The organism is Streptomyces sp. NPDC044033, from assembly GCF_056434425.1.
In genome coordinates, this window is record NZ_JBWKFF010000004.1 from 205,723 (window position 1) to 231,762 (window position 26,040).

Below are 26,040 nucleotides of genomic sequence, written 5' to 3' on the forward strand. Positions count from 1 at the left end.
ATGGGCCGACCCGGGGCGCGGGACGCGAGCCACCTCCGGCGGGGGCTCGCGGTCCTGCCCCGGGTCGGCTTCACGGGCCGTCTTCACGGGCGGGGGCCCGGGAGTCGGTCCGGGCCGGTGAACAGCCGGTCGATCTGGCGGTCGAGGAGGGCGAGGGCCCGCTCGGGCGTGCGCTGATAGGCAGGCGGCTGTTGCGGACGTACGCGGATCAGTGGGCGTAGTCCTTGAGCTCCTCGGTGTCCAGGGTGATGCCGACGGGGGCGGGCAGTTCGACGGTCGTGCCGTAGGCGTACGAGGGGTGCTGCTGGTACGTACCGTTCTCCGGCTCGCTGTGCACGGTGAGGGTGCAGGCGTCGCGGTCGATGAGCAGGTAGACGGGGATGCCCGCGGCCGCGTAGGCGTCCCGCTTCTCGCTGCGGTCCCGGCGGTCGGTGTCGGCGTCGTGGGAGGTCACCTCGACGGTCATCAGGACGCCGTCCGGCTTGGCCCACTCGCCCTGCCCCGCGAAGTGCCGCCGCGGCGCGAGCGCGCCGTCCGGGCGGGCGCGGCCCTTGCGGTACGTCTCGACTTGCAGCCCTTGCTCGGGGTACAGATCCAGCTCCGGCCGCTGCTGCATGCACTGCCGCAGCAGCCACATGAAGATGGTTCCGTGATCCCCGTCGGGCACCGGCTTGACCTCAAGCTTTCCGTTGATGAATTCAAGCGTCACTGCTTCGGGGGCCGAATGGGCGAGCTGTTCGAAGTCCTCGACCGTCATCTGGGGGTGGTCGGCGGTGCTGGGGGTCATGGTGTCGCCTCCTCCCCTACATCGTGCCCTGCTTCTGGCACGGATGGGCTGACTGGTCATGCGTGGTTCCTTTCGGGGGAGCGGGCGGCGGCACGGGCCTTGGTGGCGTGGGCGTGTACGTGCGCGGGCGGGAGGGCTGGTGCGTGGCGGTCCGGTGGGGCCTCGCCGCGGCAGCGTCCGCAGATGCCGCCGGGGAGCGCCTCGGGGCGGCCGGGAGCGCGGCAGAGGGTGCATTCGAGGATGCGCAGCGGAGCGGGGCGCGTGCCGTCCGGGTCCGTACGCGGCGGGGGCGGCAGCTTCGCGATGAGGCGGCCGCGGGTGAAGCCGCCCGTGTGATGGATCTCGGACGGCAGCCCGTCGGTGAGGGCGTGCAGGAACTGCGCGGGCGTCGCGCCGCGCGTGAACCACTCGGCCGCCAGCGCCTCCAGGGACGCGCAGTCGTTGGCGGAGAGCGTCAGGCGGGGTTCGGCGCGGCCGAGGGCGGCCAGCTGGTCGTACGCCTCGGTGCGGTTCGCTCGTTCGGGTGCGGTTCGGGGCGGGTGCTCCGCGTCGGGTACGTTCCCGGCGCGGAACGCCGTCCACCACGCGTCGTCCCGTGGAGTACGGGAGAAGTACGTGCGCGTCACCCAGCGCGGGCTGCCGTCCTCGCCCCAGAGGTGTTCGGTGACGCGGCGCAGGTGACCGGCCTCCGACAGGCGGCGCAGCGCCGTGCGCAGGGCGCATTGGCCGTAGTCCGGCAGCACTTTGGCGAGGGTCTTCACGGAGATGTCCGCGCCGTCCGGCAGCCGGTCGAGATACGCGGCCACGGACGCCTCGCGGCGTGGGAGGTGCGCGAAGTCATGGGCTCTGCGGGGGAGTTGGGACGGTGCGCTGCGCTTGCCGTAGCCGGTGCCCGCCATGGGGTGTGCGGCCGGGGAGGCGGCGGCGTTAGAGTCTTCGTTAGCCATGGGATCGGCCTACTTCGATCTTGGTGGTCAGACCCCGGCCGTGTGTTGGTAGCACCGGTCGGGGTTGTTTGTTGCCGCGAACGCTAAACCGCCATAACCCCCCGTGGCAAGTCGGCCACGGGAAGTTATCTTCCCGGCCGTGTGCGGGAGTTGGTGGGGTGGTGGGTATTGCCCGCCGGCCATTCCTTGGAAAGAGCGCCCGGACTCCGGGACTTGAGCCCCGGGGGCCGGTGCGCCGATTTCTGCCGCGTTCGGGGCGGGAATCCGGAGTGGATACGCGAGGGCCGGATCAGGGGCGCGGTGCACGACGCAAAGGCCGACGGCCGGTGCCAGGAGTTCACTGAGCAATAGAGTGGGGAAACCGCCCGATTCCGTTCCCGGATACGTGCTTTACGGGCGGTTTCCCCACTCCAATCGCCGCAAGGGGCCCCGACGGTCCCTTGCTCAGACCGTCGCCGGTTCGCCCTCCGCCGTGGTGGTGGCCTGCGCGGCGGCGGAGGTCGCCGGGGCACCAGTGGCACCGGCTGCGGCGCCCGCACCCTCCCCCTGGGGCTCGTTCAACTCCGTGAGCATCTGCTTGCTGAAGCCGAAGAAGTACGTGGCCACGAACCCCGCGACATAGCCGGCCGCCAGCCCCGCCGCGTAGATCGCGACCGTGGTGCCCAGGCCGTGGTCGCCCTTGAGGAGGGGGAAGAGGGCCCAGCCGGAGGGGCCGATGGCGGTGGAGCCGACCGCGTCGCCGAGCTGGTTGAAGAGGCCGACGAAACCGCCGCCGAACGCGCCGCCGATACAGGCCGTGATGAAGGGGCGGCCCAGCGGGAGCGATACGCCGTAGATGAGGGGTTCGCCGACGCCCAGGAACCCCGCCGGAAGCGCGGACTTGATGGTCTTGCGGATCGACTCGTTGCGCGGCAGCCGCAGATAGACCGCGACGGCCGCGCCGACCTGGCCCGCGCCCGCCATGGCGAGGATGGGGAGCAGGACCGTGAAGCCCTGCTGCTCGATGAGCGTGGTGTGGATGGGGATGAGGGCCTGGTGCAGGCCGAGCATCACCAGCGGCAGGAAGAGGCCGCCGAGCACGAAGCCCGCGCCCGCCCCGCCGTTGGCCAGCAGCCAGTTGGCGAAGTCGCCGATGGCGGTCGAGACCTCACCCGCGATGAACATCAGGCCGAAGATGGTGACCAGCCCCGAGACCAGCACGGTGAGGGTGGGGGTGACCAGTACGTCCAGGGACTCCGGCACCCACTTTCGGCACCGCTTCTCCACGTACACGGCGAGCAGCGCCGCGCCCAGCGCGCCCAGCACGCCGCCCTGGCCCGGTGCGAGCTTCTGGCCGAAGGCGCTGATGTTCTGGACGCCCGCGAAGACGATGATCGCCGCGACCGCGCCGCCGAGAATGGGCGTGCCGCCGAACTCCTTCGCCGTGTTGTAGCCGACGAACACGGCGATCAGCGACATGAAGCCGGACGCGATGGCCGTGAGCGCCGGGACGATGGCGGGCAGCCAGCCCAGGTTGGCCAGCAGGCCGTTGATGCCCGCGACGATGCCGCAGCCGATGAGCGCCGGGATCAGCGGCACGAAGATGTTCGCGATCCTGCGGAGGAAGAGCTTGACCGGGGTGGCGTTACGGGCCTTCTGCCGGTCCTTGAGCGCCGCGCCCTGGGCCGCCAGCTCGTCGGCCGTCACCGGGTGCGGGTCCGGCTCGGGGGTGACGGGCCCCGCGGCCGGCCCGGAGGCCGGCGCGGCGGTACGTTCCTCCGCCACCAGCGCCTCGAACTCCGGCGTGACCCTGGCGACCGTGCCCGGCCCGAGCACGATCTGGTACGTGTCGTCGTCCACCACCCCCATGACGGCCGGCAGCGCTTTCAGCTCCTCCTCCCGTACCAGGGAGCGGTCCCGGAGCGAGAGGCGGAGGCGGGTCATGCAGTGGGCGATGGTGTCGATGTTCTCGGCGCCGCCGACGAGCGGGAGGATCGCGGCGGCGGTGGCGCGGTTCTTGTCGTCTGTTGCCATGGTGCGGGTGCCTTGTTCTGGTGTGGGGCTCGCGCGATGGACTCGCGGGGCCGGGGTGTCGGGGCCCGGGAAGCCGGGTCCGGGAGCCGTCAGGCCATCGACGCGTGCAGCGCCGCACGCAGATGGCCGCCGGATTCGGCGAGGAGGCGGGCTGCGGTGGGGCCGTCCACGTCGCCGAGGATGCTGAGGATCGCGTTCTTCACCTCCCCGCCGGTCGCGGCCAGCGCCGTCTCGATCTCGGCGTCGGCGGCTCCGGTCGCCAGCGCGACGATGCGGCGCGAACGGGCGCGCAGCTTCTCGTTGGAGGCCCGTACGTCGACCATCAGGTTTCCGTACGTCTTGCCGAGCCGGATCATGGTGATCGTCGAGACCATGTTCAGCACGAGCTTCTGGGCCGTGCCCGCCTTCAGCCGGGTCGAGCCGGTGAGGAGCTCGGGGCCGACGACGACCTCGATGCCGTGCTCGGCGGCGGCGGCGAGCGCCGAGTCGGGGTTGCAGGACAGCCCGATGGTGAGCGCCCCGGCGGCACGGGCGTGCTCGACGGCCCCGATCGCGTACGGCGTGCGGCCCGAGGCGGAGACGCCGACGACGGTGTCCTCGGCGCTCAGCCCGAGCGCGTCGAGGTCGGCCGCCGCCAGCTCCTTGCTGTCCTCGGCCCCCTCGACGGCCGTGACCATCGCCGACGGGCCGCCCGCGATGAGGCCGACGACCTCGGTCGGCTCGGTGTTGAAGGTGGGCGGGCACTCGCTCGCGTCGAGGATGCCGAGCCGGCCCGCGGTGCCCGCGCCCGCGTAGACCAGCCGGCCGCCGCGGCTCATCCGGGCGGCGGTGGCGTCGATGGCGGCGGCGATGCGCGGCAGCTGGGCGGCGACGGCGGTGGGGACGGTGGCGTCCTCGCCGTTCATGATCTTCGCGATGTCGAGGGTGGGGAGCCGGTCGATCTCGGCCAGTTCGGGGCGGAACGCCTCGGTGGCGAGGGTTTCGAGCTCGGCGCGCAGTTGCGAGTAGTCAGTGGTGGAGGTGGAGGGGGTCATGGCAGTGCGGCTCTTTCTCTGCTGGCGACATCTTTTGTGCGGGTGAGGGCGGTGTCCCCGGCACGGGTGCGGGCGGCGTCCCGGCACGGGTCCGAGCGACGCCTCCGGTACGGGTGCGGGCGACGTCTCCGGTACAGGCCGGGGCCGCGCGGAAACCAGGGCGGGCCTTCGCCGTCCGGACCGTCCCGGCGCGGAGGCGCTGCCCGCGCCGCATGTGCCGGCTCCGCCGACGCCCTACGGATACGGGCCGGCTCAGCGGCCCGCGCGTGGATCGCGGCGGTGGGCCAGCGCCTCGTACGAGGCCGACAGGGCGGGCGCGGCCGTCTCGTACGTACGCTGCGCCACGCCTATGAACAGGCAGTCCACGACCAGGAGCTGGCTGGTGCGGCTCGACATGGCGGCCGGGCGCAGCTCGCTCTCCCGGGCGGTGGAGGTGGTGAGGATGTGGTCCGCGTACTGCGCGATCCCGCCGTCCGGGCGGCCGGTGATCGCGACGGTGGTGGCGCCGTGGTCGAAGGCGGCGTGCAGCGGCTCTATGACGTCGGCGGTCCGCCCGGAGTGGGTGATGGCGATGGCGACGTCCCCGGGGCGCAGCTGCACGGCGTTGGTGACCGCCAGGTGCGGGTCGGAGTGGGAGTGCGCGATGAGCCCGATGCGCAGCAGCTTCTGCACGAGGTCCTGGCCGACGAGGCTGGACGCGCCGATGCCGTACACATCGATGCGGCGGGCGCCGACGAGCGCGCCGACCGCGGCCTCCAACTGCGTCGTGTCGAGCCCGGCGGCGGTGTCGGCGAGGCACTGCTGTTCCTCGTGCGCGAGCTTGGCGACGACGTCGGTGATGGAGTCGTCGACGGCGATGTCGGCGGTGACGGCGGGGGCGCGGCCGGCCGCCTGCTGCGCGGCCAGGGCGGCGAGGGCGAGCCGCAGATCGCGGTAGCCGGGGTAGCCGAGGCTGCGGGCGGTACGGACGACGGTGGCCTCGCTGGTGCCCGTACGCTCCGCTAGTCCGGTGACGGTGAGCGCGGCGCAGCCGGCCGGGTCGAGGGCCACGGCCTCGGCGACGCGCTGCATGGAGCGGGTCATGGAGGGCCCGAGCGTGCGAACCCTGGCCGCCAGGGTCGCCGGGGGCGGCGGTGTGGAACCGGCTGCGAAAGTTTCTTTCAGATGGCTGCTCACTCTTGAAAGATATTTTCAGGACGGGGCGGCGTCAACCCCCTGTGGATACCGGGGCGGACGGGATTTTGGTCCCGAGTGAGGCGTTCGGGCGACAATGGGGAGCATGGAGCTCGAACAGTCATTGCATACGGCGCGGGCGCTCATCCTCGCCGACCTGGTAGCGGGCGAGGTCGCCGAGGCCGACGTCGTGTCGCTCGTGGAGGACGCCGTCGCACACCGCCGGTGGTGGGTCGAGCAGTGGCCGCAGGGCGTCGAGTTCGTGGCCGGGCTCGTCGCCCAGGACGTACAGGACGCACTGCTGGAGCGGTACGGGCGGTGGCCGCTGTGCCCGGTCTGCGTGGGGGAGGGCGATCCGCACGCGCTGGACGTGGAGCCCGAACTGGGGCCGGACCCGCACTGGGTGTGCGGCAAGGCGGGCGTGGTCGTCGCGCCGGTCGGAAAGCTGGGGCGGGGGCCCGGCGGCGGGCCCGCCGACCGGTCCGGCGACGGTCCGGACGGCGGGCGGTCATGACCGTCTATGTCGACCCGCCGACCTGGCCGGGGCACGGACGGATGTGGTCGCACCTGGTCAGCGACGTGTCGTACGACGAACTGCACGCCTTCGCGGCGGGCATCGGATGCCCGCCGCGCGCGTTCGACCGGGACCACTACGACATGCCGTCGACGCGGTATGCGGACGCGGTACGGGCGGGCGCGGTGGAGGTCGGCAGCAAGGAGCTGCTGCGACGGCTGACGGAGGCGGGGCTCCGGCGGGCGAAGGGGCGGGCTTAGCCCCCAGGGGAAGCCACCTGGGGGCCTTGCCTCGAAGAAACCGCGGCCGGGGCCGCCGAAGTCCGTCTCAGTCGGTCGGGGCAGCGGTGGCGCAGGCCGGCTTCTCCAGCGAATGCGCTGAGTGGGCCGAGTGCGCCGCGTGGCCCGATTCCGACGACCGCTCCGATTCCGACGAGTGCGCCGCGTCCCCCGAGGAGGCCACCAGGCGGGATGTGCTCGTAGCGTGGTGCAGGCGCGAGGCGACCGCCGTCGTGCCCACGGCGACCGCCGCCAGCGCCGCACCCGTCCAGGCCACCGCCGGGTAGCCCCAGCCCGCGCCGATGACGAGGCCGCCGAGCCAGGGGCCGACCGTGTTGCCGATGTTGAACGCGGCCGTGGTGGTCGCACCCGCCAGGGTCGGCGCGGCGGAGGCGACGTTGAACATCCGGGCGTTGAGCGCGGGCGCGGTGGTGAAGGCGGAGACGCCGAGCATCAGCGCCAGCACCACGGCGGCCGGTGCGCTGTGCGCCGTCAGCGCCAGTATCGCGAGGACCACGGTGGAGGCCGTGATGCCCGCGTACATCGTTCCGAAGAGGTGCGCGTCGGCGATGCGGCCGCCGACCGCCGTGCCGATCAGCGCGCCGACCCCGAAGAGGCCCAGCACCATCGGCACCAGGCTCTCCTTCATCCCGGCGGTCTCGGTCAGCAGCGGCGCGAGGTAGGAGAAGAGGCAGAAGACGGCCGCGCCGTTGAGCGCGGTGGCCGCCAGCGCGAGCCACACCTGGCGGTCGCGGTAGATGGACAGCTCGGTACGGAGCCGGGGTGCGTCCGCGCCCGTGGCGGGCTTGGTGCGCGGTACGAGCATGACCACGCCGATGAGGCCGATCAGCGACAGTCCGGCCACCGCCCAGAACGCCGAACGCCAGCCCGCGTGCTGCCCGAGGAACGCTCCCGCCGGGACCCCGGCGATGTTCGCGACCGACAACCCGCCGACCATCACGGCCATGGCGCGCGCCCGCGCGTTGACCGGCACCAGCGACACGGCGACGGCCGCGCCCACCGCCCAGAACCCGGCGCAGGCCAGCGCGCTCACCACGCGGGAGACGAAGAGCACCGAGTACGAGGGGGACAGCGCGCCGGCGATCTGCCCCAGGCCGAATATGGCCAGCAGGGCTATCAGGGTCGTGCGGCGCGGCAGTTTCAGCGTCGCCGCCGCCAGTACGGGCGCGCCGACGACCATGCCGACCGCGAAGGCGGAGACCAGGAGACCGGCCTGCGGAATCGATACGCCCATGTCACGTGCCAGGGGCTGGAGCAGCCCGGACAGCATGAATTCTGAGGTTCCTAGTGCAAAGACGGAGAGCCCGAGCACGTATACGGCCACGGGCATGCGGGGGTTACTGGCGTTGGGCATATTGGAAGCCAGCGTGGTGATGGGGCGGTGTATTCCCCCGAGGGGCGCACGGAGACGCCGGCTGTCCGGTGTGGCGGGAATTGCACCGCGTGTCGCGGTTCACCGCACGCGCCCGTGTCGCTTCTCTCACCTCACGCGCGCGTTGCTCACCTCACGCGCGTGGTGCTTCCCTCACGCGCATGGTGCTTCCCTCACGTCACACACCTCAGTGCGTCGACAGCAGCTCCAGCTCCGTGGCCATGTTGCGGCGCGCCGTGTGCTCCCAGCGGTCGTACCCCTGCGGGGTCCGGAACAGGCGCTCCAGCGCGAGCAGCTGCCGCAGCACATCCGCCCGCCCCTCGCGGAACGCGTCGTCCGGGACGAAGCCGTACTCCGCGCGCACCGCCGCCGCGTACGCCGCGTACTCCTGCGGCGCCCCGGCCAGCACCGCGAGGTCCGCGTCGCACAGGACCGCGCCGTTGAGGTCGTCGGCGTCCGGGGCATGGGTGGCGGTGAGCCGTACGAGGCGGGCGACCTCGGCCGTACGGGCCGCGTCGAAGCCCAGTTCCGGGAGGGCGCGCTCGGCCAGGTGGGCGCTGCGCTCCTCGTTCTCGGAGCGGTCGGGGCGGTAGACGGCGTCGTGGAACCAGGCGGCGAGCGCTACGGAGGCGGGGTTCTCGGCGTGGCCGGCCAGCTCGTCGACGCGGTCGAGGACGACGGCCAGGTGGGCGGTGGTGTGGTACCGGCGCTGGGGTTCGGCCCAGCGGGCGAGGAGGTTCTCGCCATACGGCCGGGGGTCGGGCCCGCCGGCGCCGCCACGGGCTGACGCGACCAGGTCGGACCAGCGCGCGAGCAGCGCGGGGGAGGGGCCGGACGGGTATTCGGTCGAGGCTGCCATAAGCCAATTGTGGGGTACAGCTTTCGCTGCTGGTCGCGGTTGTGGCACGCTATGCGACATGTCTAGACCAATGCTTGAGGTGATCGCCCTCAGCACGGAGGACGCGATCGCGGCCGAGGCCGGAGGGGCGGACCGCCTCGAACTGGTCGCTGACATGGCTGCCGACGGCCTGACCCCCGCCCGCGAGACCTTCGCCGCCGTGCGCGCCGCCGTCTCCATCCCGGTGCGCGTGATGCTCCGCGCCACGGACGGCTTCGCGGTCGGCGACGCGGCGGCGCTGGACGCGCTCCGCGCCGCCGCGCGCGGACTGCGCGAGGAGGGCGCCGACGAGTTCGTACTCGGCTTCCTCACCCCGGACGGCCGGGCCGATCTCACGGCCGTGGACGCGCTGGTGGAGGCCATGGGGCCCGCGGCCCGCTGGACGTTCCACCGGGCGGTGGACCGGGCGGCCGACCGCGACGCTCTGCGCAAGCAGCTCGCGGACCAGCCGGGCTTGGACACGTATCTCACCGCGGGCTCCCCGTCAGGGGTCGGCGACGGCCTGGAGACACTGCTCGCCGAACTGGCTCGGCACGTGGCCGGCGACTCCGGTTATGGGCCGCGGATCCTCGTGGGCGGGGGGCTGCGGCTCGCGCACGTACCGGTGCTGCGGGAGGCCGGGGCCGACGCCTTCCACATCGGCGGCGCCTCGCGGCCCGCGGGGTGGGAGGCGCCGGTGGACGCGGGCGCGGTGCGGGTGTGGCGCGAGGCGCTGGACGCGTAAGCCGCGCTCGACGCCTGCCGCCAAGCGCGTAAGCCGCGCTCGACGCCTGCCGCCAAGCGCGTAAGCCGGGCTCAGCCCCTGCCGCCAAGCGCGTAGGCCGGGCTCAGCCCCTGCCGCCAAACGCCCGTCCGCCCCCCGACGCCCGTCCGCCCCGCGACGCCTGGCATGTACCCGGTCGCGGGGAAGGGGCGGGGGTGGCGTGGCGCGTCGGGGTGACGCGCCGCCCGCTGTCGGCTGTCAGAAGTTGTAGGGCTTCTTGGTGTTCCAGTTCAGGACGTCGGCCTCGTTCCAGCTGAACTGCGGCTTGTCGCCCTTGGTGTCGACGGAGTAGGAGGGGCCGTCCTGGCCGTCCGTGCCGCGCAGCGCCATGGCGAACGTGTTGGCGGTGTGGTGCTTCGAGCCGTAGTCGAAGAGGTTCACCGCGCTGTAGACCTTGCCGCCGGGCTGGAGCGTGATGTGCTTGCCGCCGCCGCCCCGCTCGTCCTTCTTCGAGTGCGGCAGGGCGGCGCTGTCGACGTCGCCGCCGAGCCTCACGGACGGGTACGAGGTCACCCAGCAGGGCGTGTCGCCCGTGTTCGACGCGGTGATCAGCAGGTGGTCGCCCTGCTGTCCGGCGAACCGGTGCACCGCGCCGACCTGCAACTCGTCGCCGCGGCACTGCTGGGAGCCGGCCGTCGTGCCCTCGCCCGCGGCCTCGTTCGCGGCGCTCTTGCCCGTGGTCTTGTCCGTGCCGCCCTTGCCGTTCGCGTGGGAAGCGGACTGGCTCAGCGCCGCGCCGGCGTTGTCGCCGCCCGCCGCCTTCGAGTCGCCGTCGGAGCCGCCGCAGGCGGTCAGTCCGAGCGCCAGCGCGGCGGTGACGGCGGCCAGAGTGACGGTACGAATCCGGGAAGTACGCATAATCGGGTTCCCCCTGCGTTGTGCGGGACTCTTCTTCGGTCGTTCCCGCCCTGTGGACACCACTCTTCCTGGGGCCGCTTACGTTCCGGAAACGCTTCACTCACGTCCCGCTGCCGTACCGCGTGCGCGGGCCGCGGGCCGTTCCCGCGGCGGCCAACAGCGCCCGTACCGCCGCCAGTTCACCGCGCTGACGGAGTGCCGGCTGAACCCTTCTCCGAGCTGCTGAACTCTTCACCGCGGTCATCGGCTCGCCGTCGGACCGCTGTCAGCTCGCCGTCAGCTGCTCCGGCAGCGGCGCCGAGTGGATCACCGTCAGCCCCGAGACCGCTCGCGTCAAGGACACATACAGGCGGCGCAGGCCCGTGCGCTCGTCCGGCTCGCCGTCGACCACGGCGGCGGGCTCGTCCAGCACCACGTAGTCGTACTCAAGGCCCTTGGCGAGCGTCGCCGGTACGAGCGTCAGACGGGCCTCGGCGGAGGTCTCCTCGCCGGGGGCCAGCGCGGTCAGGCCCGCCGCCGCCAGCGCCTCGGACAGCGCCGGCAACCTGGCCTCGGCGGCGATCAGACCGATGGAGCCCTCCTTGGCGAGCGCCTCCCGGCAGGCGGCGATCACCGAGGCGTCCAGCTCCCCGGCCGCCACCGCCCGTACCGCGAAGTCGCCCGCCGCCTCGCGGATCGACGTCGCCTCCGCCAGCCCCGGCGCGATGGCGGGCAGCAGCCGCGAGGCGTACGCGATGACTTGGCGCGGCACGCGGAACCCCTGCGTCAGCTCCTCGACCACCGCGTCCGCCTTGCCGAGGTGGCCCAGCGCCTCCTGCCAACTGTCCGTGGCCCAGGGCGTGGTGCCCTGCGCGAGGTCGCCGAGGATCGTCGCCGAACCCGTCGAGCAGCGCCGCCCCACCGCGCGGTACTGCATGGGGGACAGGTCCTGCGCCTCGTCGAGCACGACATGCCCGAGCGAGTGCGTACGGGCGATGAGGTCCTGCGTCTCATCGATCAACACCGCGTCCGCGGCGGACCACTTGGCGGACTTCGCGCTGCGCGCCGGCTTCACCCACAGGATCTCCTTCTGCTCCTCCGGCGACAGCAGCCCGTCCGCGTGCTCCGCCAGGAACTCCGCGTCGCCCAGCAGCCGCAGCACCAGCTTCGCGGGATCGACCGGCGGCCAGACCGCCTTGACCGCGGCCTTCACCGCGGCGTTGCGCGCCACGGAGTCCTGCACCCGGTCGTCGGGGGCCTCCCCGGCCTCCTCCATCCGTACGAGCACGGCGTGCGCGATGCGCTGCGGAAGGGCCTCGCGGGCCGCCCCGTACCGGATGTCGCGCGCCAGCAACTCCTGGGTCATCTCCTCGACTTCGTACGCCGGCACCCGCCAGCGCCGCGAGCCGCGGACCACGACCACGGCCTCCGTCGGCATCGTCACCCCGGAGCGCACCGCGCGCCGCAGAACCCGCGCCATGCGCGCGTCGCCCTTGATACGGGCCGCGGCGGCCGGGTCCGTACCGCGCACCTCGACATGGGCGACGAGGTCGTCGACGGTCGCCTGTGCGACGTTGAGCTCGCCGAGCGCCGGGAGGACCTGCTCGATGTAGTGCAGGAAGGAGCGGTTCGGGCCGATGACGAGGGTGCCGGAGCGGGCCAGCCGGTCGCGGTGCGCGTACAGGAGGTAGGCGACGCGGTGCAGGCCGACGGCGGTCTTCCCGGTGCCGGGCGCGCCCTGTACGCACACGGTGCCGCCGATCCCGGCTCGTACGATCTCGTCCTGCTCCGGCTGGATCGTCGCGACGATGTCGCGCATCGGGCCGACGCGCGGCCGTTCGATCTCGCTCTGGAGCAGCTTGCTGGACCGCTCGGTCTCCGTACGGTCGGTGAGGTGCTCGTCCTCGTACGCCGTCAGCTCGCCGCCCGTGTAACCGAAGCGGCGGCGCAGCTGGACGTCCAGCGGATTCTTCTTCGACGCCTGGTAGAAGGGCTGGGAGACCGGGGCGCGCCAGTCGATGACCATCGGGTCGCCGTCCGCGTCGTGGACGTGCCGGCGGCCGATGTAGAACTGCTCGCCCTCCGCGCCCTCGGCCAGCTCCGTGCCCGGCGCGTGCCGGTAGTCGAGGCGGCCGAAGAAGAGCGGGGTGTGGGCCAGGTCGGCCAGCGCCTTGATCCGGTCGTCGATCTGGCTCCGCAGGACCTCGGCGTTGACCCAGTTCGCCGTGACGTCCTTGATGTCGAGGGACTCGACGTCCGCGCGCATGGCGCGCAGCGCGGAACGGGAGGCGGTGAGATGGGCGCGCTCCCGGTCGAGCGGATTGGACTCCGGGTCCCGGGCGCGGTCTTGGTCCTGGTCCTGGTCCTGGGCCTCGGTCGGGTCCTGCCCCTGGGCGTGCGAGAGCACGGTGCTGCCTCCGTCTATGAGTGGGTAGCGAGCGAGATACCGGCCGGTTTCCGTCCGGACGGGGGCGCTCCCGGTGATGCGGCGGCGTGGGAGGCGGGGAGACGGAGATTGTAGTCAGCACGGATGGGGGGCGCGAATGGTTTTACGGGCCTTGATCCGGCACGCGGCCGGAGCGGGGCGCGCCTTTCCGTTTCCGGCGTACGTACCCGCCCGTCTGGCAGGTGCGGGACCTGGGGAGAGCGCAAGGCCGTGCAAGACCGAGGCCCTGCGGGCCGGCGGGCCCGGCTTTTCCGTCATCAGGCGGCCGAAACCGCTGCTGACGCCAGTGATGAACCAGGTCTTCATGGGTCGTTTACCCCTGGAGGGAAACGACGGGAAACGACGGGAAACGACGGGAGGGCGTCCCGCCACGCGCGCGCCTAGCGCTTGTCGACGACGACCCCGCCGTTCAGGATCACTTTGCCGAGATCGCGGAGGTTGTCGATGTCCGCAGTGGGATCAGCGTTCAGCACGAGCAGGTCGGCGCGCTTGCCGGGGGCCACCGCGCCGAGGTCGGGGCGGACACACTGCCGCGCCGCGCCGCTGGTACCTGCGGCCAGCACCTGGGTGGGCGTCATCCCGGCCGCCACCATGAGTTCGGCCTCGTCCAGGGTGTTGGCTCCGAACAGGCCCCGGCCGCTGAAGGTGTCGCTGCCCAGCGCGATGTGCACGCCGGCCTCGGCGACCTTCTTGAGATTGCCACGGGCGTCCGGGTGGGCATCGTCGATCCAGAGCGTGGGCGTGTAGGTGATGCCGTGTTCGAGCATCAGGTCGATGAGCGAGTGGTCGGTGAGGGGCTCGACGGTGACACCGTGCTCCAGGCCGTCCGCCCCAGCCTCGATCGCCTCGCGTGCCGCGGCTTGCTGGGTGGTGTGGACGGTGACCCGAAGGCCCCGCTCGTGCCCGGTCTCGATACCCGCCCGCAGGAGATCGAGGGGAAGCCGTTCCAACTCGACACCACCCGGAAAGGCAGGATTCCGCCAGAGGTACTTCGGCCCGCCGGCGTGCGCACACGCGCCTTCCGACAGGAGTTTGACCGCGTCCACCTTGCGGTCGGCGAGGTGGTGCACCAGGTCGCGGATCTGCCGCACACTGTCGACCTCTCCCGTGAAGCGCTCGCGCGCCCAGGGGTTGCCGCTGAAGACAGTGGCGGCGGGATGCCCGTCGCGTCCGGTGATACCGCAACCGGTCGCCAGCAGTCGCGGGCCCCGCAGCGCGCCCGCGGCGATTTTCGCCCGCGTGTCCAGAATTCCGCCCGTCGGATCACCCACCGACTTGATGGTGGTGATGCCGTGGTCGAGGAACAGCCCGAGCCTTCCGGGAAGCTCGTTCTCCTCGAAGGCCCGCATCGACTCCGGATCGGAGACCGCGCGCACGTCGTAGAAGTGGATATGAGTGTCGATCAGGCCCGGCATGACCCATCCTTCGGCCGCATCCACCTCCTGGCTGCCCCTGAGCGGCTCGGCCGAGACGGAAGCGATCTCTCCGCCATTGATGGCGACGTCGTACAGACCGGCGAGCGCCTGGCGGCCGTCGAAGACATGTGCGCGGCTGATCACGAGGTCGTAGGTCGCGGGGCCACGGGCCCCCGTGCCCGCGATTGCTTCGGATTCCTGGGGCATCGCTCTCACTCCCGGTGCGTTCTGAGCAGGTGTTCGGGCCTCGGTACACGCGGACGGGTCATGCGGCCGACCGCTGACATCGAGGGTCAGGAGGGCCCGGAGTGCCCGGGCCGGAAAAACTGCAACCAAGCCAGTTACAGTTGAGTCATGCGGTATGACGCAGGGTGGGTATGCGTCAGCGCCTGATCAGTGATTCCTCGGTTTACTGTCGGAGGCGAGTATCTGATGCAGCAGGCCGGCGATCGTCGTCCTGCCGAGTCGCTCCTCCAGAGCTCGTTCCGCGCTCTGGAACTCGGCGTCGAGCAGGTCGCCGATGTTGCGTCCGACCTCGCACGCCCCGCTGGGCGGATGGGTGTGCCGCGAGAAGATCTGCCCTTCCTCGACGGCGGCGTACGCGTCATGGAGCGTGATGTCCCGCGGGGCGCGAGCAAGGGACCAGCCGCCTCCCCGACCCTCGGCGGACCACACCAGGTCGGCGTCTCGCAAGCGGCCGAGGATGCGCCGCACGAGGACGGGATTGCTCTCAAGGCTGTCCGCGATCTCCGCGGAAGTCAACGAGCCCCCACGCCGGTGCGCCAGCATCGCCAGCGCGTGAATCGCGACCGCGCTCCTACTGCTGAGCCCCGCCATCTCCTGCTCCTCGCCATCGCCGGTTAACTGCAACCAGAGTAGTTGCGGTTTGATCGACGATCAACCGAGTCGCCTCAACGGGCGTAACTCAGGTGAGAGACCAAGCGGGGCCACGGGATGAACGTGAAAGGCTGAACGCGGCCCCGCGGCCCCGCGACGCGACCCCGCGGCCCGCCGCCGCAGGTGAGTCCAAGCGCATCAGGACTTCAGGATCATCCCGCGGCCAACCGGAAGAAGCGGCCAACCGGAAGAAGAAGGGCGTACGAGGCGGCCGGCCCATCGGCCACGACGCTGATCTCTACAGACAACGGAACACCGTCGAGCGCCCGTTCAACAAGCTCAAGGCCGGGCGCGGCATAGCCACCCGCTACGACAAGGCATCCGAAAGCTGCCTCGCCGGACTCCATCTCCGTGCCTCAGTGAATGATCTGGATCGACAGCCTCCGGGAAGCCGCCCACTGATCGCCACCTCACACAGACCCTGATAGGGCCTGGTCAGGTGGTGGGCATGGTGGTGGTCATCCAGTGGGTGAAGGCGGCGTAGCGTTCGGCGGATTCGGCGGCCCCGTTGGCGTGCTCGATCGCGGCGGAGTGCTCGCGCACCTGCTCGAACCGGGAGCGGCGGGCGCTCTCGTAGCGGGCGAGGGCGGCGGCTATGTCGGACCCGCTCGCCAGTTCGGCGCGCAGTACTCCGGTGTCCTCGATGCCCAGGGTGCCGCCCGCCGCGATGTGCGGGGACAGGCCGTGCGCGGCGTCCCCGATCAGCGCGACCCGGTCGGTGGTCCAGCGTGGCAGCTCGGGGACGAGCATGATCTGATTCTCCAGGATGGACTCCTCCGGCGTCGCGGCGATCATCTCCAGAAGCTCGTCGTGCCAACCGGACTCGGCCACGTTGCGGGCCCGTCGCAGGGCCCGGTCCCTCTTGTCGCCGACTAGTTCACCGGCGTCGAACTGGCCGACCCACCACATGGTCTGGCCCTGCGCGACCCGCGTGTAGCCGCCTCGGGTCCGCGCGTGGCCGATCGTGACGAACGTGCCCTCCGGCCGTTCGTCCCCGGAGGGCACCACGGCCCGCCAGGCGTAGTTGCCGGCATGCGCGACCGCCGCGCTGCCGGGTACCAGGGTGGCGCGCACGTCGGAGTACACACCGTCCGCTCCGATCAGCAGATCCGCCCGCAGTGGCGCACCGTCGGCGATGTGCACTTCCACGTGTGTGTCGTGTTCGGTGAAGCCGGTGACGTGTGTTCCCAGGCGGACCCGGTCCCTGCCGAGGGTGTCGACGAGGAGGTTGTTCAAGCCCGGCCTCGGCACCATCAGGAGCTGGTGGACGGCCGGTTCGTAGCCGGCCGCGCGCATCGGGTGTCCGGCGGCGTCGAAGAACCAGGCGTCGACGGTCTTGCCCATGCGCCGGACGTCGTCACCGACGCCGAGGGTGTCCAACTCCCGCAGCGCGTTGGGCCACAGGGCGATGCCGGCCCCGGCGGCCCGCACCTGCGGCGCGTGTTCCAGCACGATGACCTCATGCCCGATCTGCCGCAGCGCAGCCGCGGCGGTGAGCCCCACCAGACCCGCTCCCACGATCACCGTGCGCATCGTTCCTCCTCTTGCCGTCCGGTGTGGTGGTGGGACCAGCCGACGACGGGCGACGGCGAACCCGGCGCCGGACCGTCGGACTCGGCGAGCCCCGCCCTCTTCATGCGGCAACCGTAACACTAACGGTTAGCTTTTAATCACTGGTCTTTTTTCCTATCAGTTAGGGCTCCGCTCGGCGCAGTTCGAGCGTGATGAGCGGCCCAGGAGTCCGGCGAGGTAGCTTTCGGGTGTCTTGCCGTAGCGGGTGGCTATGCCGCGCCCGGCCTTGAGCTTGCCGATCAGGCGCTCGACGTGCGTACGCCGCCGTGTGCGATGCGGGCACCATGGCCGGACAACTCGGTCAACTCATCGCCGCGGCCTCCCCCCCCGCTCTCAGGGACGCCGTCCCTCTCCCGTAGGGGTAGGCATGGGCCTGTAGTCGTACGGACGCGCGGCCGTTGTTACATCGGCAGGCCGATGCGTCGCGGCCCCGCGAAAACCATGATGGAACCCATGAGCACCGCAACCTTCACCCACACCGGCCAGGGCGCCCGCCGAGGTGCCACCCTCAACTCCGCCGCAGGTCAGCAGCGTCATGGGCTGGGCGGCACGCTCCGCGCGATCAAGGTTTTCGCCGGGGCGGCGATCAGCGTCGTCCTCCTTGGGGACTACGCGGACGAGAAGTAGGAGGAGGGCGAGCCTCACTCGCCCTCCCGACGACAGGGCCAGGACCGGACCGTCAGGCCCCGTCCCCCGACCCCGACAGCAACTCGTCCGCGTCCACGATCCGGTACGCGTAGCCCTGTTCGGCCAGGAACCGCTGGCGATGGGCCGCGAAGTCCTGGTCGACGGTGTCGCGGGCGACGACGGAGTAGAAACGGGCCTCGTGCCCGTCCGCCTTCGGGCGCAGCACGCGGCCGAGCCGCTGCGCCTCCTCCTGCCGGGACCCGAACGTTCCGGAGACCTGGATGGCGACCGTCGCCTCGGGCAGGTCGATGGAGAAGTTCGCGACCTTCGAGACGACCAGCACGCTGATCTCGCCCTCCCGGAAGGCGCCGAAGAGCTTTTCCCGCTGCGCGTTCGTCGTCTCGCCCTTGATGACGGGCGCGCCCAGGTGCTCGCCCAACTCGTCGAGCTGGTCGATGTACTGGCCGATGACGAGCGTCTGCTCGCCCTGGTGCCGCCGCACCAGGGCCTCGGTGACGCGGCGCTTGGTGGCGGTGGTCGCGCAGTACCGGTACTTCTCCTCGGTCTCGGCCGTGGCGTACGCGAGCCGCTCGGCGTCCGTCAGATTGACGCGCACCTCCACGCAGTCGGCGGGCGCGATGTAGCCCTGCGCCTCGATCTCCTTCCACGGGGCGTCGAACCGCTTCGGCCCGATGAGCGAGAAGACGTCCGACTCGCGGCCGTCCTCCCGTACGAGCGTGGCGGTCAGCCCGAGGCGGCGGCGGGCCTGGAGGTCGGCGGTGAACTTGAAGACCGGCGCGGGCAGCAGGTGCACCTCGTCGTAGAGGATGAGGCCCCAGTCGCGGGAGTCGAAGAGCTCCAGATGCTGGTAGACGCCCTTCCGCTTGGTCGTCAGCACCTGGTACGTGGCGATGGTGACCGGGCGGATCTCCTTGCGCGTACCGCTGTACTCGCCGATCTCCTCCTCGGTCAGCGAGGTCCGCTTGACCAGTTCGTGCTTCCACTGGCGGGCGGAGACGGTGTTGGTGACGAGGATGAGCGTGGTCGCCTTGGCCTCGGCCATGGCCCCGGCGCCGACGAGGGTCTTACCCGCCCCGCACGGCAGCACCACGACGCCCGAGCCGCCGTGCCAGAAGCCCTCGACGGCCTGCTTCTGGTACGGGCGCAGCGCCCAATCGGTCTCGTCCAGTTCGATGGCGTGCGCCTCGCCGTCCACATAACCGGCGAGGTCCTCGGCCGGCCAGCCGAGTTTCAGCAGCGTCTGCTTGATCTGCCCGCGCTCGGAGGGGTGCACGACGACGGTGTCCGGGTCGACCCGCGCGCCCACCAGCGGCTGGACCTTCTTCGACCGGAGGATCTCCTCCAGCACCGGCCGGTCGGTGGACTCCAGCACCAGCCCGTGCACCGGGTGCTTGAGCAGCTTCAGCCGCCCGTACCGCGCCATGGTCTCGGCGACGTCGACGAGGAGGGCGTGCGGCACGGGGTAACGGGAGAACTCCACGAGCGCGTCGACGACCTGCTCGGCATCGTGCCCGGCCGCTCGCGCGTTCCACAGCCCGAGGGGGGTGATGCGGTAGGTGTGGATGTGCTCGGGGGCGCGCTCCAGCTCCGCGAACGGCGCGATGGCCCGCCGGCAGGCTTCCGCCTGCTCGTGATCCACTTCCAGGAGCAGCGTTTTGTCGCTCTGGACGATGAGGCAGGACACACATTCCTCCATGGATAGGGTCGTCTCGCGACAGAAACAACGTCTGCCACGGCACGGGCTATGCCCGCGCCCGACGCCGGAAGGGTGTCCCGGCCGACGCGCCGGGGGTGCGCGCCACCTTCTATGGTCGCTCATCGGGGGGAGGGGAGGGGGCCACTTCCCGGAGCGCCCTGGTCAGGCGTGTACGGGCCCTTGCCGCAGCCCCTCCGGGCCTCTGCCGAAGCCTGTCCGGGCCTCTGCCGCAGCCCCTCCGGGCCTCTGCCGAAGCCTGTCCGGGCCTCTGCGGCAGCCCTTCCGGGCCTCTGCCGAAGCCTGTCCGGGCCTTTGCGGCAGCCCCTCCGGGCCTCTGCCGAAGCTTGCCCGGGCCTCTGCCGCAGTCCCTCCCGGGCCCCTGCCGACTCGTCGGGGCGCGGTGACCACCTCAGATGCGGCGTGGGCCGTTGATCCTCGGTGCTCTGCATGGATGGTGCCGCCGCGCGCCGCCATCCCGCCGCTCTGGGTTCATGTGCGGTGAGCCCTACACGTGGGCTTGTTCCGCGGGGCGCTGACGTCGCCTCTTCAACAGTGCGTTGACAGCCAGGACGATGACAGCGGCTATCGCCAAAACCCGAGTGACATACCACGTATGTACAGACAGCTGATCCTGCAAAGGGGCCGTATCGGCCAGGCGCATGGTGGTCTCACCCACGACCACGAACGGAATAAGGAGCTGGAAAGGGAAACGGTAGGGTCCACTGCGCGAAGCCCTCCCGGATATCCCGCAGACGGGCCCCAGCAGGCAGGCGAACACACACCAGACCCCGATCGACGATATAAGCCCATCCCACGCGAAATATTCGGTCTTCCCGGAGTGGTCGCTCAGGTCGATCATCCAGTAGCTGCCTTGGGCGGCCTTCGTCAGGTAGTAAGCCGGTACGCATACCCAGAGAGAGGCGACGCCGAGGATGGCGGCTCCCTTTTTCGAATGGCCTGCCATTCCGGAAAAATAGGAAACTGCGGCATACGCCCACCCGGCACCCAGCGTGACAGAGGTGACCTGGGCCGCCCGGCCTCCTATCGGTTCTAGGAGGGGGCTGAGAATTCCTACGGCAGCGGCGAGTGCCAGAACCAGAGCCAGTGAGGCTTTCGAGAATAATGAGGAACGCATGAACACAACCTTGAACCTTGGAGACGCCTCTACGGGCATTATGGGCGCAGGTCGGCCATTGTGATCATCCTGCTGTGATGGAGATTACTGTAAAGTGCTTCCGTGGGAATTTCTCGTAGGGTTCAAGACACTCATGCGACAGAAATTGCCATTTTCAGGCGAAGCTCCGGAGTTGTTCCGGCGGTTCAGGTCGCTTCGGACGGGCGCGGCTGAGCTGAGGGAGACGCCTGGTCGACCCCGTCGGCCACTGCTTCGACGGCAAGCCCGTTCTCAACGGAAACACCCTGGTCGAAGGGTGCACGTGCCGTGTCTGCGCGGGAGCCGTCACCTTCGGTACCGCTGCGCCACTGCCGCGAAGGCGGCCTTGGGTTCCCATTCCATGTCGGGGTAGGTCTGCCCCCGGCGGCTTTCGAGGAGTTTGACGATGCCCAGGCCGGCCCGGTCCAGGTCGTCTCTGGGGTCGCCGTCCGGCCGGTGCGGAAAGCCAGGCAGTGCGAACAGGAACACGAACGCGCTGTCCACGCCCTCGGTCTCGAAGATCTCCAGCAGTTCGCTCAGATATGCGGCCTGACCGGCCTCGTCGCGCTCGTATACGCCCTTCAGCCGTACAGGAGCCTTGGTCTCCGCGTCGTACTCGACCACTTCCAGCACTCGCCCACCGAGGTCTCCCGCGCCGCGGTAGGCCGCAGTGCCGAACCCGGTGATGGCGAGCGGCTTCGGCCCTCGGGCCAGGGTGCGTACCGCGTCCCGGAACCGGTCGGCGACCTCGGCGGAGCGGATCAGCTCGAACGTCACGATGTCGAAGGGGGCCCAGTCGACCTGCTCGAACTGAATGGATGCGTAGGTGAGCTTGCCCCGGAAGCGCTCGCGGACCGTGGCCGCGGCGTCGCGGAGGAACGAGTTGACGCGCACCCCGAGCTCGCGCATCGCCTCGGCTCGCCTCTCGGGCCGGCTCATCAGATGCCCGACCCGCTCCTCGGGGCTCTCCCCGGGCAGGAACCCGCGGTTCATCACGCTCAGCTCGACCCCTGCGACGAACACGACCGCGGCCCCCTGCCGCCGGAGCCGTTCCGCTCGCTCGGCGCAGTCACGGAAGAGCGTGAGGATCTGCTGCGGATCCAGCTCCAGCGGGTAGGGCGAGAACCAGACCTCCAGGCCGAGTTCGGCGGCGGCACAGGCGGCCAGCTCCAGTCGGTCCGGGCTGCCGCCGATGATCTGGACCGCGTTGCAGTGCAGGTCGTCGCGGATGATGGCGAGCTCGCGCCGGACCACCGCGGGGTCGAAGTGCTCGCGGGATGTCCGACCGTGCACGACGAATCCGGTGTCGTAGGTCATTCCTCTTGCTCGCATGGTGGCGTCCTCTCCGTCGGTCTCGGGGCGTGTCGAGACTGACAAGAAAAGTGCGTGCACGCAAGTTTGCGTGCACGCAACCCCGTGTGGAACGCTGACACCGTGACGACACCATCACCATCACCAGGGCTACGGGAGCGGAAGCGGCAGGCCACACGCGAGGCGCTGCGCGAGGCGGCCCTGCGTCTGGCCTTGGAGCGCGGACCGGACCAGGTGCGGGTCGAGGACATCGCCGAGGCGGCCGGGGTCTCGCCGCGCACCTACAACAACTACTTCGCCAGCCGCGAGCAGGCGATCGTCTCCGCTGTCACCTCGGACAGGGAGGCGCGGATCGCGGCGGCGGTCGCGGCCCGGCCCGCAGGGGTGCGGCTGGCTGACGCCGTCACTGAAGCAGTGGTCGAGCAGTACACGGGCACCGGTGAGCGCGAACGCGAGGCGCTGCTGCTGATCACCGCCCGGACCGCGCTGCGCGACGCGTTCCTCGATGCCACAGCCGGCATCGAGCCCCCTCTCGCGGCGGTGATCACCGAACGCCTGGGTGACGCCGAAGCGCACGCGGCCCGTGTTCTCGCGGCAAGCGTGGCCGCGGCGGTTCGCATCGCGTTGGAAGGCTGGCTCCGGCCGGCCGGGAGCGCGGAGGCCGCCGGGAGTTTCGGCGCCGGAGGGCTGGTCGTGCCCTCCGGCTCACTGCCCGACCAGCTCCGCGCGGCGCTGGCCCCGCTCGCACCCGCGCTCGACGCGGCCGAGCAACGCACCCGGCCGTGACGTCGGAAAACCCTGGTGCGTCTACCTGTCAAAAACAAACAAAATATGGTGGCCTGTCCGGGCCTTTGCCGCAGCCCCCGGCCCCGGCCCTTCCGGGACTTGAGAGCCCGCAGGCCGAGCGCGGGCCGGGGGCCGGGGGCCGGCACAAGAGGTACGGCCCTGGCAGGGGCCTCGGCCGCTACGGGCCGACCGGCTCGGGATCGGCGTCGAGTGCGTCGAGCACCGCGTCGCCGTTCGCCCTCGCCCACTCGGTCAGCATGTGGATCGGATCGATGAGTGTCGCCCCGAGCGGGGTGAGTTCGTACTCGACGCGGGGCGGCACCTCGGCGTAGGCGTGGCGGCGGACGAGTCCGTGCGCCTCAAGGCGGCGGAGCGTCTGGGTGAGCACCTTGCGCGAGATGCCGCCGATCAGCTCGATCAGCTCGCCATGGCGCACCGGGCCCTCGCTGAGCCCGTAGAGCACGACCGCCGTCCACTTGTCGGCGATGAGCTCGACCGCCAACCGCCCCGGACAGTCGGCGAGAAAGGGGCCGCCGGGACCGAAACCGCTCATGGCGCCAAAGGTACCTGCTGGTTCCTATCGGAAAACTAGCCTGACTCTTCTACCCCCCTCCAAAGCCAGGAGAGTCATGCGCGTCATCACCCAGCAGACGCTCGGCGGTCCCGAGGTGCTCACCATCGTGGACGCGCCCGAGCCCCGGCCTCTCCCGACCGAGGTGCTCGTCCGCGTCAAGGCGATCGGGCTGAACCCGCTGGAGGCGCGCCTGCGCGCCGGTGAGTTCCCGCTGATCGGCCGGCCGCCGTTCATCCTCGGCTGGGACATCAGCGGCGTGGTCGAGGCGGCACCGCAGACATGGCGGTTCAGGCCCGGCGACGAGGTGTTCGGGATGCCGCTGTTCCCACGGGCGGCGAGCGCGTACGCCGAGGTCGTGGCGGCACCGGCGCTGCACCTGGCGCACAAGCCGGCGTCGCTCTCGCACGTCGAGGCATCGGCGCTGCCGGTCGTCGGGCTGACGGCGTGGCAGGGCCTCATCGACATCGGCGGCGTGACCGAGGGCGACCGCGTCCTGATCCACGGCGGTGGTGGCGGGGTCGGCCATGTCGCGATCCAGATCGCGAAAGCGCTCGGCGCGCACGTCATCGCGACCGCCGGCGGGAGCAAGCGGAAGTTCGTCGAGGGGCTCGGCGCCGACGAGGTGATCGACTACACGGCGGTCGACTTCACCGAGGCGGCCCGCGACATCGACGTCGTGCTCGACACGATCGGCGGCGACACCGTCGAGCGGTCGCTCGAAGTGCTCCGCCCCGGCGGCCACTTGGTCACGGCGGCGGCCGAGGAGAATGCGGAACTCGCCGCCAAGTACGAGGCGGCCGGCATGCGCTTCAGCGGCATCGCGGTCGACCCCGACCCGGCCGCCCTGCGAGGTCTCGTCGAACTCGTCGAGCAGGGCAGGCTCCGGGTCCACGTGCAGGAGACGTTCCCGTTCGAGCGCGTCGCCGACGCGCACCGGCTGCTCGATGCCGGTCACCTCCAGGGCAAGCTCGTCCTCACCATCTGACCCCGCCGCGGGGCCTCGCGCCCGCAGCAGCCGGCTCGCAGAGCCGGAGTCGAGGCCCAGGTGGCGGGCGAGGTAGACCCGTGCTTCATGCCGCATGGCCGTGTTCCTCCCCGCCTGCGCGGCACCCGCCCGCGCCGCATCGCTCGCCGGGCTCCCCCCGGCCTACGTTCTCACCTGCGGCCTGGACCCCCTGCGGGACGAGGGCCTCGCCTACACCCGCCGCCTCACCGAGGCCGACGTCCCTGTCGAGACCAAGGACGTTCCTGGCGCCTGGCGCATGGTCGAGTTCGCCGCCCCGCACAGCACCCTCGCCCAGCAGACCACCCGGCACTGGCTCACGGCCCTCAAAACGGCCCTCACCTGAGCGCCCCCGCGCCGAACAATCGTCGCAAGCGACCTACCGCGCGCCTACGGTCTGCGGGTGGGGACAACGCCTGTCACGGTTCGGCGGGGAAGGGAGAAGAGCCGGGCCGGTGGTCCTGGTTCCGGGGCTTTGGCGGGCGTCGAGAATGACATGCGCCCACAGGCCCTGCCAGAGCAGGAAGTAGCAGATTCGGCAGGCGTGGACGGGGGCCCGGCTGCCCCGGGGGCCTATGTCTTCGCCGGTGTCGGCGACTTCGCCCTCGGTGTCGCACCTCCGGCAGCGGCCCTTCGCCCATGTCGCCTGCGCCCACAGGGTTTCGGGCATCATGAGGCTCGTCCATGCGCCTGCCGGGGCTTCTGCCGACGGTGGTACGACAAGAGCACCTCCATGCACTTTTGGCACCAACACACCGGCACCTCGCACCCCTTGCCGAGGACAACCGCCCCCTCCAGGGCTCTGGCCTCCTTGGGGAGGGAGCGGTGGCACATGTAGCACTGCGTTCCCGCGTCGGGAGCGTTTTGCACCTCGGGGGCCTCGGAGCCGCCTTCGGGCTCGGCGGTCACCGGTACGGCTCCTTCTGGAGGCGCTGGACCTCGTACAGCACGCCGTCGTCGAGGTTCCTCGGGGCATGGCCGTCGAGCTCCACGCGCCTCCCGCCGACGCGGCTCCGCAGGTCCACCACGCGGAAGTACGCGCCGTCGACCTTGAGCCAGTCGCCCCGCCGAATCGTCTGCGCGACGACCGCCAGTGTCCTGTACACCGCTCTGTACCTACGCCTGGCAGGCATGTGGGTACCTCAGCTTCGCCCAGATGACCTTTCCGTTCGGCACCGAGCGCACGCCGACATCGTCCGCGAAGCTCCGCACGCAGCCCAGCCCCCGGCCGTGCTCGGAGAGCTGCCGCAGGTCCAGGCCCGCCAAGTCCGGTTCCGTTTCGGGGAATGTCACCAGCACCGGCGAGAAGTCCCGCACCCCGATCACGATCGCGTCGGTGCGGCGACGCATGATCAACCTGAAGTGGTTGTCGCCGGTGTGTTTGATGTTGCATACGAGTTCTGTGGCGATGAGACGGGCGTCTTCGACACGCTCCTCCAGCTCCCAGACGCGCATCTGGTCCGTCACCACTTCCCGGAGGAGTGGAAGTCGGTGCGGATCGAACTCCATCGCCCAACTCTTTGTGTCCTGTACGGGTTTTCTGCGTACGCCCGATGCACCTGTGGTCATCGTCGCCATGGTTGGCTGCCGCCTCACTGCTCGCTCACGCTGCCGGTGGGGGTGAAACCGTTGGGGGCGGGGGCCCGGCCTGTGCGGCCGCAGGCCGCGTTGGGGCTCCCTGGTGGGAGCTGACCCTGAAAGCGCCGTGACGGGGCTCGGCGGTGGCGTTTCCAGGGTTCTCCCATCGCCAACTCCGGCCGATGGCAAGGCAGTTGACGGTTATACGGTGCACCGGGGAACCGTCCGCCGGTTGTTCTGGTGCGACGCCTCATACGATGGGTCCAGGTTCTGCTTTTCTGCAAGTTGTTGGCTCGCAAATCTCAGAACTCCACCCTTAGGGGT

24 protein-coding genes and 2 pseudogenes are annotated in these 26,040 nt (G+C 70.9%); 8 read left to right on the forward strand and 18 right to left on the reverse strand.

The window, feature by feature from the left end; genetic code table 11:
• Nucleotides 1–208: 208 nt before the first annotated feature.
• From AC07AB_RS10390 to AC07AB_RS10410, 5 genes are all read right to left on the reverse strand, one after another.
• Complete coding sequence (locus tag AC07AB_RS10390) at nt 209–787, reverse strand: Uma2 family endonuclease (protein ID WP_478563170.1); 579 nt, start codon at nt 785–787, stop codon at nt 209–211.
• Between the two features lie 56 nt (nt 788–843).
• The gene (locus AC07AB_RS10395) at nt 844–1,686 is read right to left on the reverse strand and encodes a hypothetical protein (RefSeq protein WP_478563173.1); all 843 of its coding nucleotides are present in this window, start codon (nt 1,684–1,686) and stop codon (nt 844–846) included.
• 492 nt (nt 1,687–2,178) lie between these two features.
• Nucleotides 2,179–3,747, reverse strand: a complete 1,569-nt coding sequence (locus AC07AB_RS10400) for a PTS transporter subunit EIIC (protein ID WP_478563176.1) — start codon at nt 3,745–3,747, stop codon at nt 2,179–2,181.
• Between the two features lie 89 nt (nt 3,748–3,836).
• Nucleotides 3,837–4,781, reverse strand: a complete 945-nt coding sequence (gene murQ / locus AC07AB_RS10405; RefSeq protein ID WP_478563179.1) for an N-acetylmuramic acid 6-phosphate etherase — start codon at nt 4,779–4,781, stop codon at nt 3,837–3,839.
• A gap of 252 nt (nt 4,782–5,033) precedes the next feature.
• Entirely contained in the window at nt 5,034–5,957 is a 924-nt protein-coding gene (locus tag AC07AB_RS10410; RefSeq protein WP_478563182.1) for a MurR/RpiR family transcriptional regulator, read from the reverse strand.
• 103 nt (nt 5,958–6,060) lie between these two features.
• On the opposite strand from AC07AB_RS10410, the gene AC07AB_RS10415 reads away from it, so the two are divergent.
• Both AC07AB_RS10415 and AC07AB_RS10420 read left to right on the forward strand, forming a co-directional pair.
• Nucleotides 6,061–6,468, forward strand: coding sequence for a hypothetical protein (locus AC07AB_RS10415; protein ID WP_478563185.1), 408 nt, complete (start codon nt 6,061–6,063; stop codon nt 6,466–6,468).
• Complete coding sequence (locus tag AC07AB_RS10420) at nt 6,465–6,728, forward strand: DUF4031 domain-containing protein (protein WP_478563188.1); 264 nt, start codon at nt 6,465–6,467, stop codon at nt 6,726–6,728. Before AC07AB_RS10415 ends, AC07AB_RS10420 begins: the two co-directional genes overlap by 4 nt.
• Nucleotides 6,729–6,795: 67 nt before the next feature.
• Here the strand turns inward: AC07AB_RS10420 and AC07AB_RS10425 are convergent, their stop codons facing one another.
• Together AC07AB_RS10425 and AC07AB_RS10430 are read right to left on the reverse strand one after the other, a co-directional pair.
• Nucleotides 6,796–8,097, reverse strand: a complete 1,302-nt coding sequence (locus tag AC07AB_RS10425) for a Cmx/CmrA family chloramphenicol efflux MFS transporter (RefSeq protein WP_478563191.1) — start codon at nt 8,095–8,097, stop codon at nt 6,796–6,798.
• 229 nt (nt 8,098–8,326) lie between these two features.
• Nucleotides 8,327–8,998: an HD domain-containing protein gene (locus AC07AB_RS10430; protein WP_478563194.1), complete on the reverse strand. Its 672-nt coding sequence runs from the start codon at nt 8,996–8,998 to the stop codon at nt 8,327–8,329.
• Nucleotides 8,999–9,056: 58 nt separating this feature from the next.
• Here AC07AB_RS10430 and AC07AB_RS10435 point away from each other — a divergent pair, with 58 nt between their 5' ends.
• The gene (locus AC07AB_RS10435) at nt 9,057–9,761 is read left to right on the forward strand and encodes a copper homeostasis protein CutC (RefSeq protein WP_478563197.1); all 705 of its coding nucleotides are present in this window, start codon (nt 9,057–9,059) and stop codon (nt 9,759–9,761) included.
• Between the two features lie 237 nt (nt 9,762–9,998).
• Here the strand turns inward: AC07AB_RS10435 and AC07AB_RS10440 are convergent, their stop codons facing one another.
• The 4 genes from AC07AB_RS10440 to AC07AB_RS10455 all read right to left on the reverse strand — a co-directional run bounded on the left by AC07AB_RS10440 (nt 9,999) and on the right by AC07AB_RS10455 (nt 15,335).
• The gene (locus AC07AB_RS10440; RefSeq protein ID WP_478563200.1) at nt 9,999–10,658 is read right to left on the reverse strand and encodes a DUF4232 domain-containing protein; all 660 of its coding nucleotides are present in this window, start codon (nt 10,656–10,658) and stop codon (nt 9,999–10,001) included.
• 265 nt (nt 10,659–10,923) lie between these two features.
• On the reverse strand, nt 10,924–13,044 hold the full coding sequence (locus AC07AB_RS10445; RefSeq protein ID WP_478563203.1) for a HelD family protein: 2,121 nt from the start codon (nt 13,042–13,044) through the stop codon (nt 10,924–10,926).
• A 419-nt stretch (nt 13,045–13,463) separates the two neighbouring features.
• Nucleotides 13,464–14,705: an amidohydrolase family protein gene (locus tag AC07AB_RS10450; RefSeq protein ID WP_478563206.1), complete on the reverse strand. Its 1,242-nt coding sequence runs from the start codon at nt 14,703–14,705 to the stop codon at nt 13,464–13,466.
• Between the two features lie 186 nt (nt 14,706–14,891).
• Nucleotides 14,892–15,335, reverse strand: coding sequence for an Rrf2 family transcriptional regulator (locus tag AC07AB_RS10455; protein WP_478563208.1), 444 nt, complete (start codon nt 15,333–15,335; stop codon nt 14,892–14,894).
• Nucleotides 15,336–15,568: 233 nt separating this feature from the next.
• Here AC07AB_RS10455 and AC07AB_RS10460 point away from each other — a divergent pair.
• A pseudogene (locus AC07AB_RS10460) lies at nt 15,569–15,797 on the forward strand (IS5/IS1182 family transposase); the annotation flags it as partial.
• 33 nt (nt 15,798–15,830) lie between these two features.
• On the opposite strand, the gene AC07AB_RS10465 reads toward AC07AB_RS10460, so the two are convergent.
• Entirely contained in the window at nt 15,831–16,928 is a 1,098-nt protein-coding gene (locus AC07AB_RS10465; protein ID WP_478563211.1) for an FAD-dependent monooxygenase, read from the reverse strand.
• A gap of 492 nt (nt 16,929–17,420) precedes the next feature.
• Between AC07AB_RS10465 and AC07AB_RS10470 the strand changes: the two genes are divergently transcribed.
• Nucleotides 17,421–17,594, forward strand: a complete 174-nt coding sequence (locus AC07AB_RS10470) for a hypothetical protein (protein WP_478563214.1) — start codon at nt 17,421–17,423, stop codon at nt 17,592–17,594.
• 52 nt (nt 17,595–17,646) lie between these two features.
• On the opposite strand, the gene AC07AB_RS10475 is transcribed toward AC07AB_RS10470, so the two are convergent.
• The 3 genes from AC07AB_RS10475 to AC07AB_RS10485 all read right to left on the reverse strand — a co-directional run bounded on the left by AC07AB_RS10475 (nt 17,647) and on the right by AC07AB_RS10485 (nt 21,781).
• Entirely contained in the window at nt 17,647–19,299 is a 1,653-nt protein-coding gene (locus tag AC07AB_RS10475) for a DNA repair helicase XPB (protein WP_478563217.1), read from the reverse strand.
• 517 nt (nt 19,300–19,816) lie between these two features.
• Nucleotides 19,817–20,452, reverse strand: a complete 636-nt coding sequence (locus tag AC07AB_RS10480; protein ID WP_478563220.1) for a DUF6518 family protein — start codon at nt 20,450–20,452, stop codon at nt 19,817–19,819.
• Nucleotides 20,453–20,770: 318 nt separating this feature from the next.
• Nucleotides 20,771–21,781 (reverse strand): hypothetical protein, encoded by a 1,011-nt coding sequence (locus tag AC07AB_RS10485; RefSeq protein ID WP_478563591.1) that lies wholly within the window; start codon nt 21,779–21,781, stop codon nt 20,771–20,773.
• A gap of 117 nt (nt 21,782–21,898) precedes the next feature.
• Between AC07AB_RS10485 and AC07AB_RS10490 the strand changes: the two genes are divergently transcribed.
• Nucleotides 21,899–22,561: a TetR/AcrR family transcriptional regulator gene (locus AC07AB_RS10490; RefSeq protein WP_478563223.1), complete on the forward strand. Its 663-nt coding sequence runs from the start codon at nt 21,899–21,901 to the stop codon at nt 22,559–22,561.
• Nucleotides 22,562–22,739: 178 nt separating this feature from the next.
• Here the strand turns inward: AC07AB_RS10490 and AC07AB_RS10495 are convergent, their stop codons facing one another.
• The gene (locus AC07AB_RS10495) at nt 22,740–23,114 is read right to left on the reverse strand and encodes a winged helix-turn-helix transcriptional regulator (RefSeq protein ID WP_478563226.1); all 375 of its coding nucleotides are present in this window, start codon (nt 23,112–23,114) and stop codon (nt 22,740–22,742) included.
• Between the two features lie 76 nt (nt 23,115–23,190).
• Here AC07AB_RS10495 and AC07AB_RS10500 point away from each other — a divergent pair, with 76 nt between their 5' ends.
• Nucleotides 23,191–24,120: an NADP-dependent oxidoreductase gene (locus tag AC07AB_RS10500; protein ID WP_478563229.1), complete on the forward strand. Its 930-nt coding sequence runs from the start codon at nt 23,191–23,193 to the stop codon at nt 24,118–24,120.
• A gap of 118 nt (nt 24,121–24,238) precedes the next feature.
• Nucleotides 24,239–24,388, forward strand: a pseudogene (locus AC07AB_RS10505) (alpha/beta hydrolase fold domain-containing protein); the annotation flags it as partial.
• A gap of 655 nt (nt 24,389–25,043) precedes the next feature.
• Here the strand turns inward: AC07AB_RS10505 and AC07AB_RS10510 are convergent.
• Nucleotides 25,044–25,244 carry a hypothetical protein gene (locus AC07AB_RS10510; protein ID WP_478563232.1) on the reverse strand — a complete coding sequence of 67 codons (201 nt, stop codon included), beginning with the start codon at nt 25,242–25,244 and terminating at the stop codon, nt 25,044–25,046.
• A 10-nt stretch (nt 25,245–25,254) separates the two neighbouring features.
• Entirely contained in the window at nt 25,255–25,707 is a 453-nt protein-coding gene (locus AC07AB_RS10515) for an ATP-binding protein (RefSeq protein ID WP_478563235.1), read from the reverse strand.
• Nucleotides 25,708–26,040: the final 333 nt, after the last annotated feature.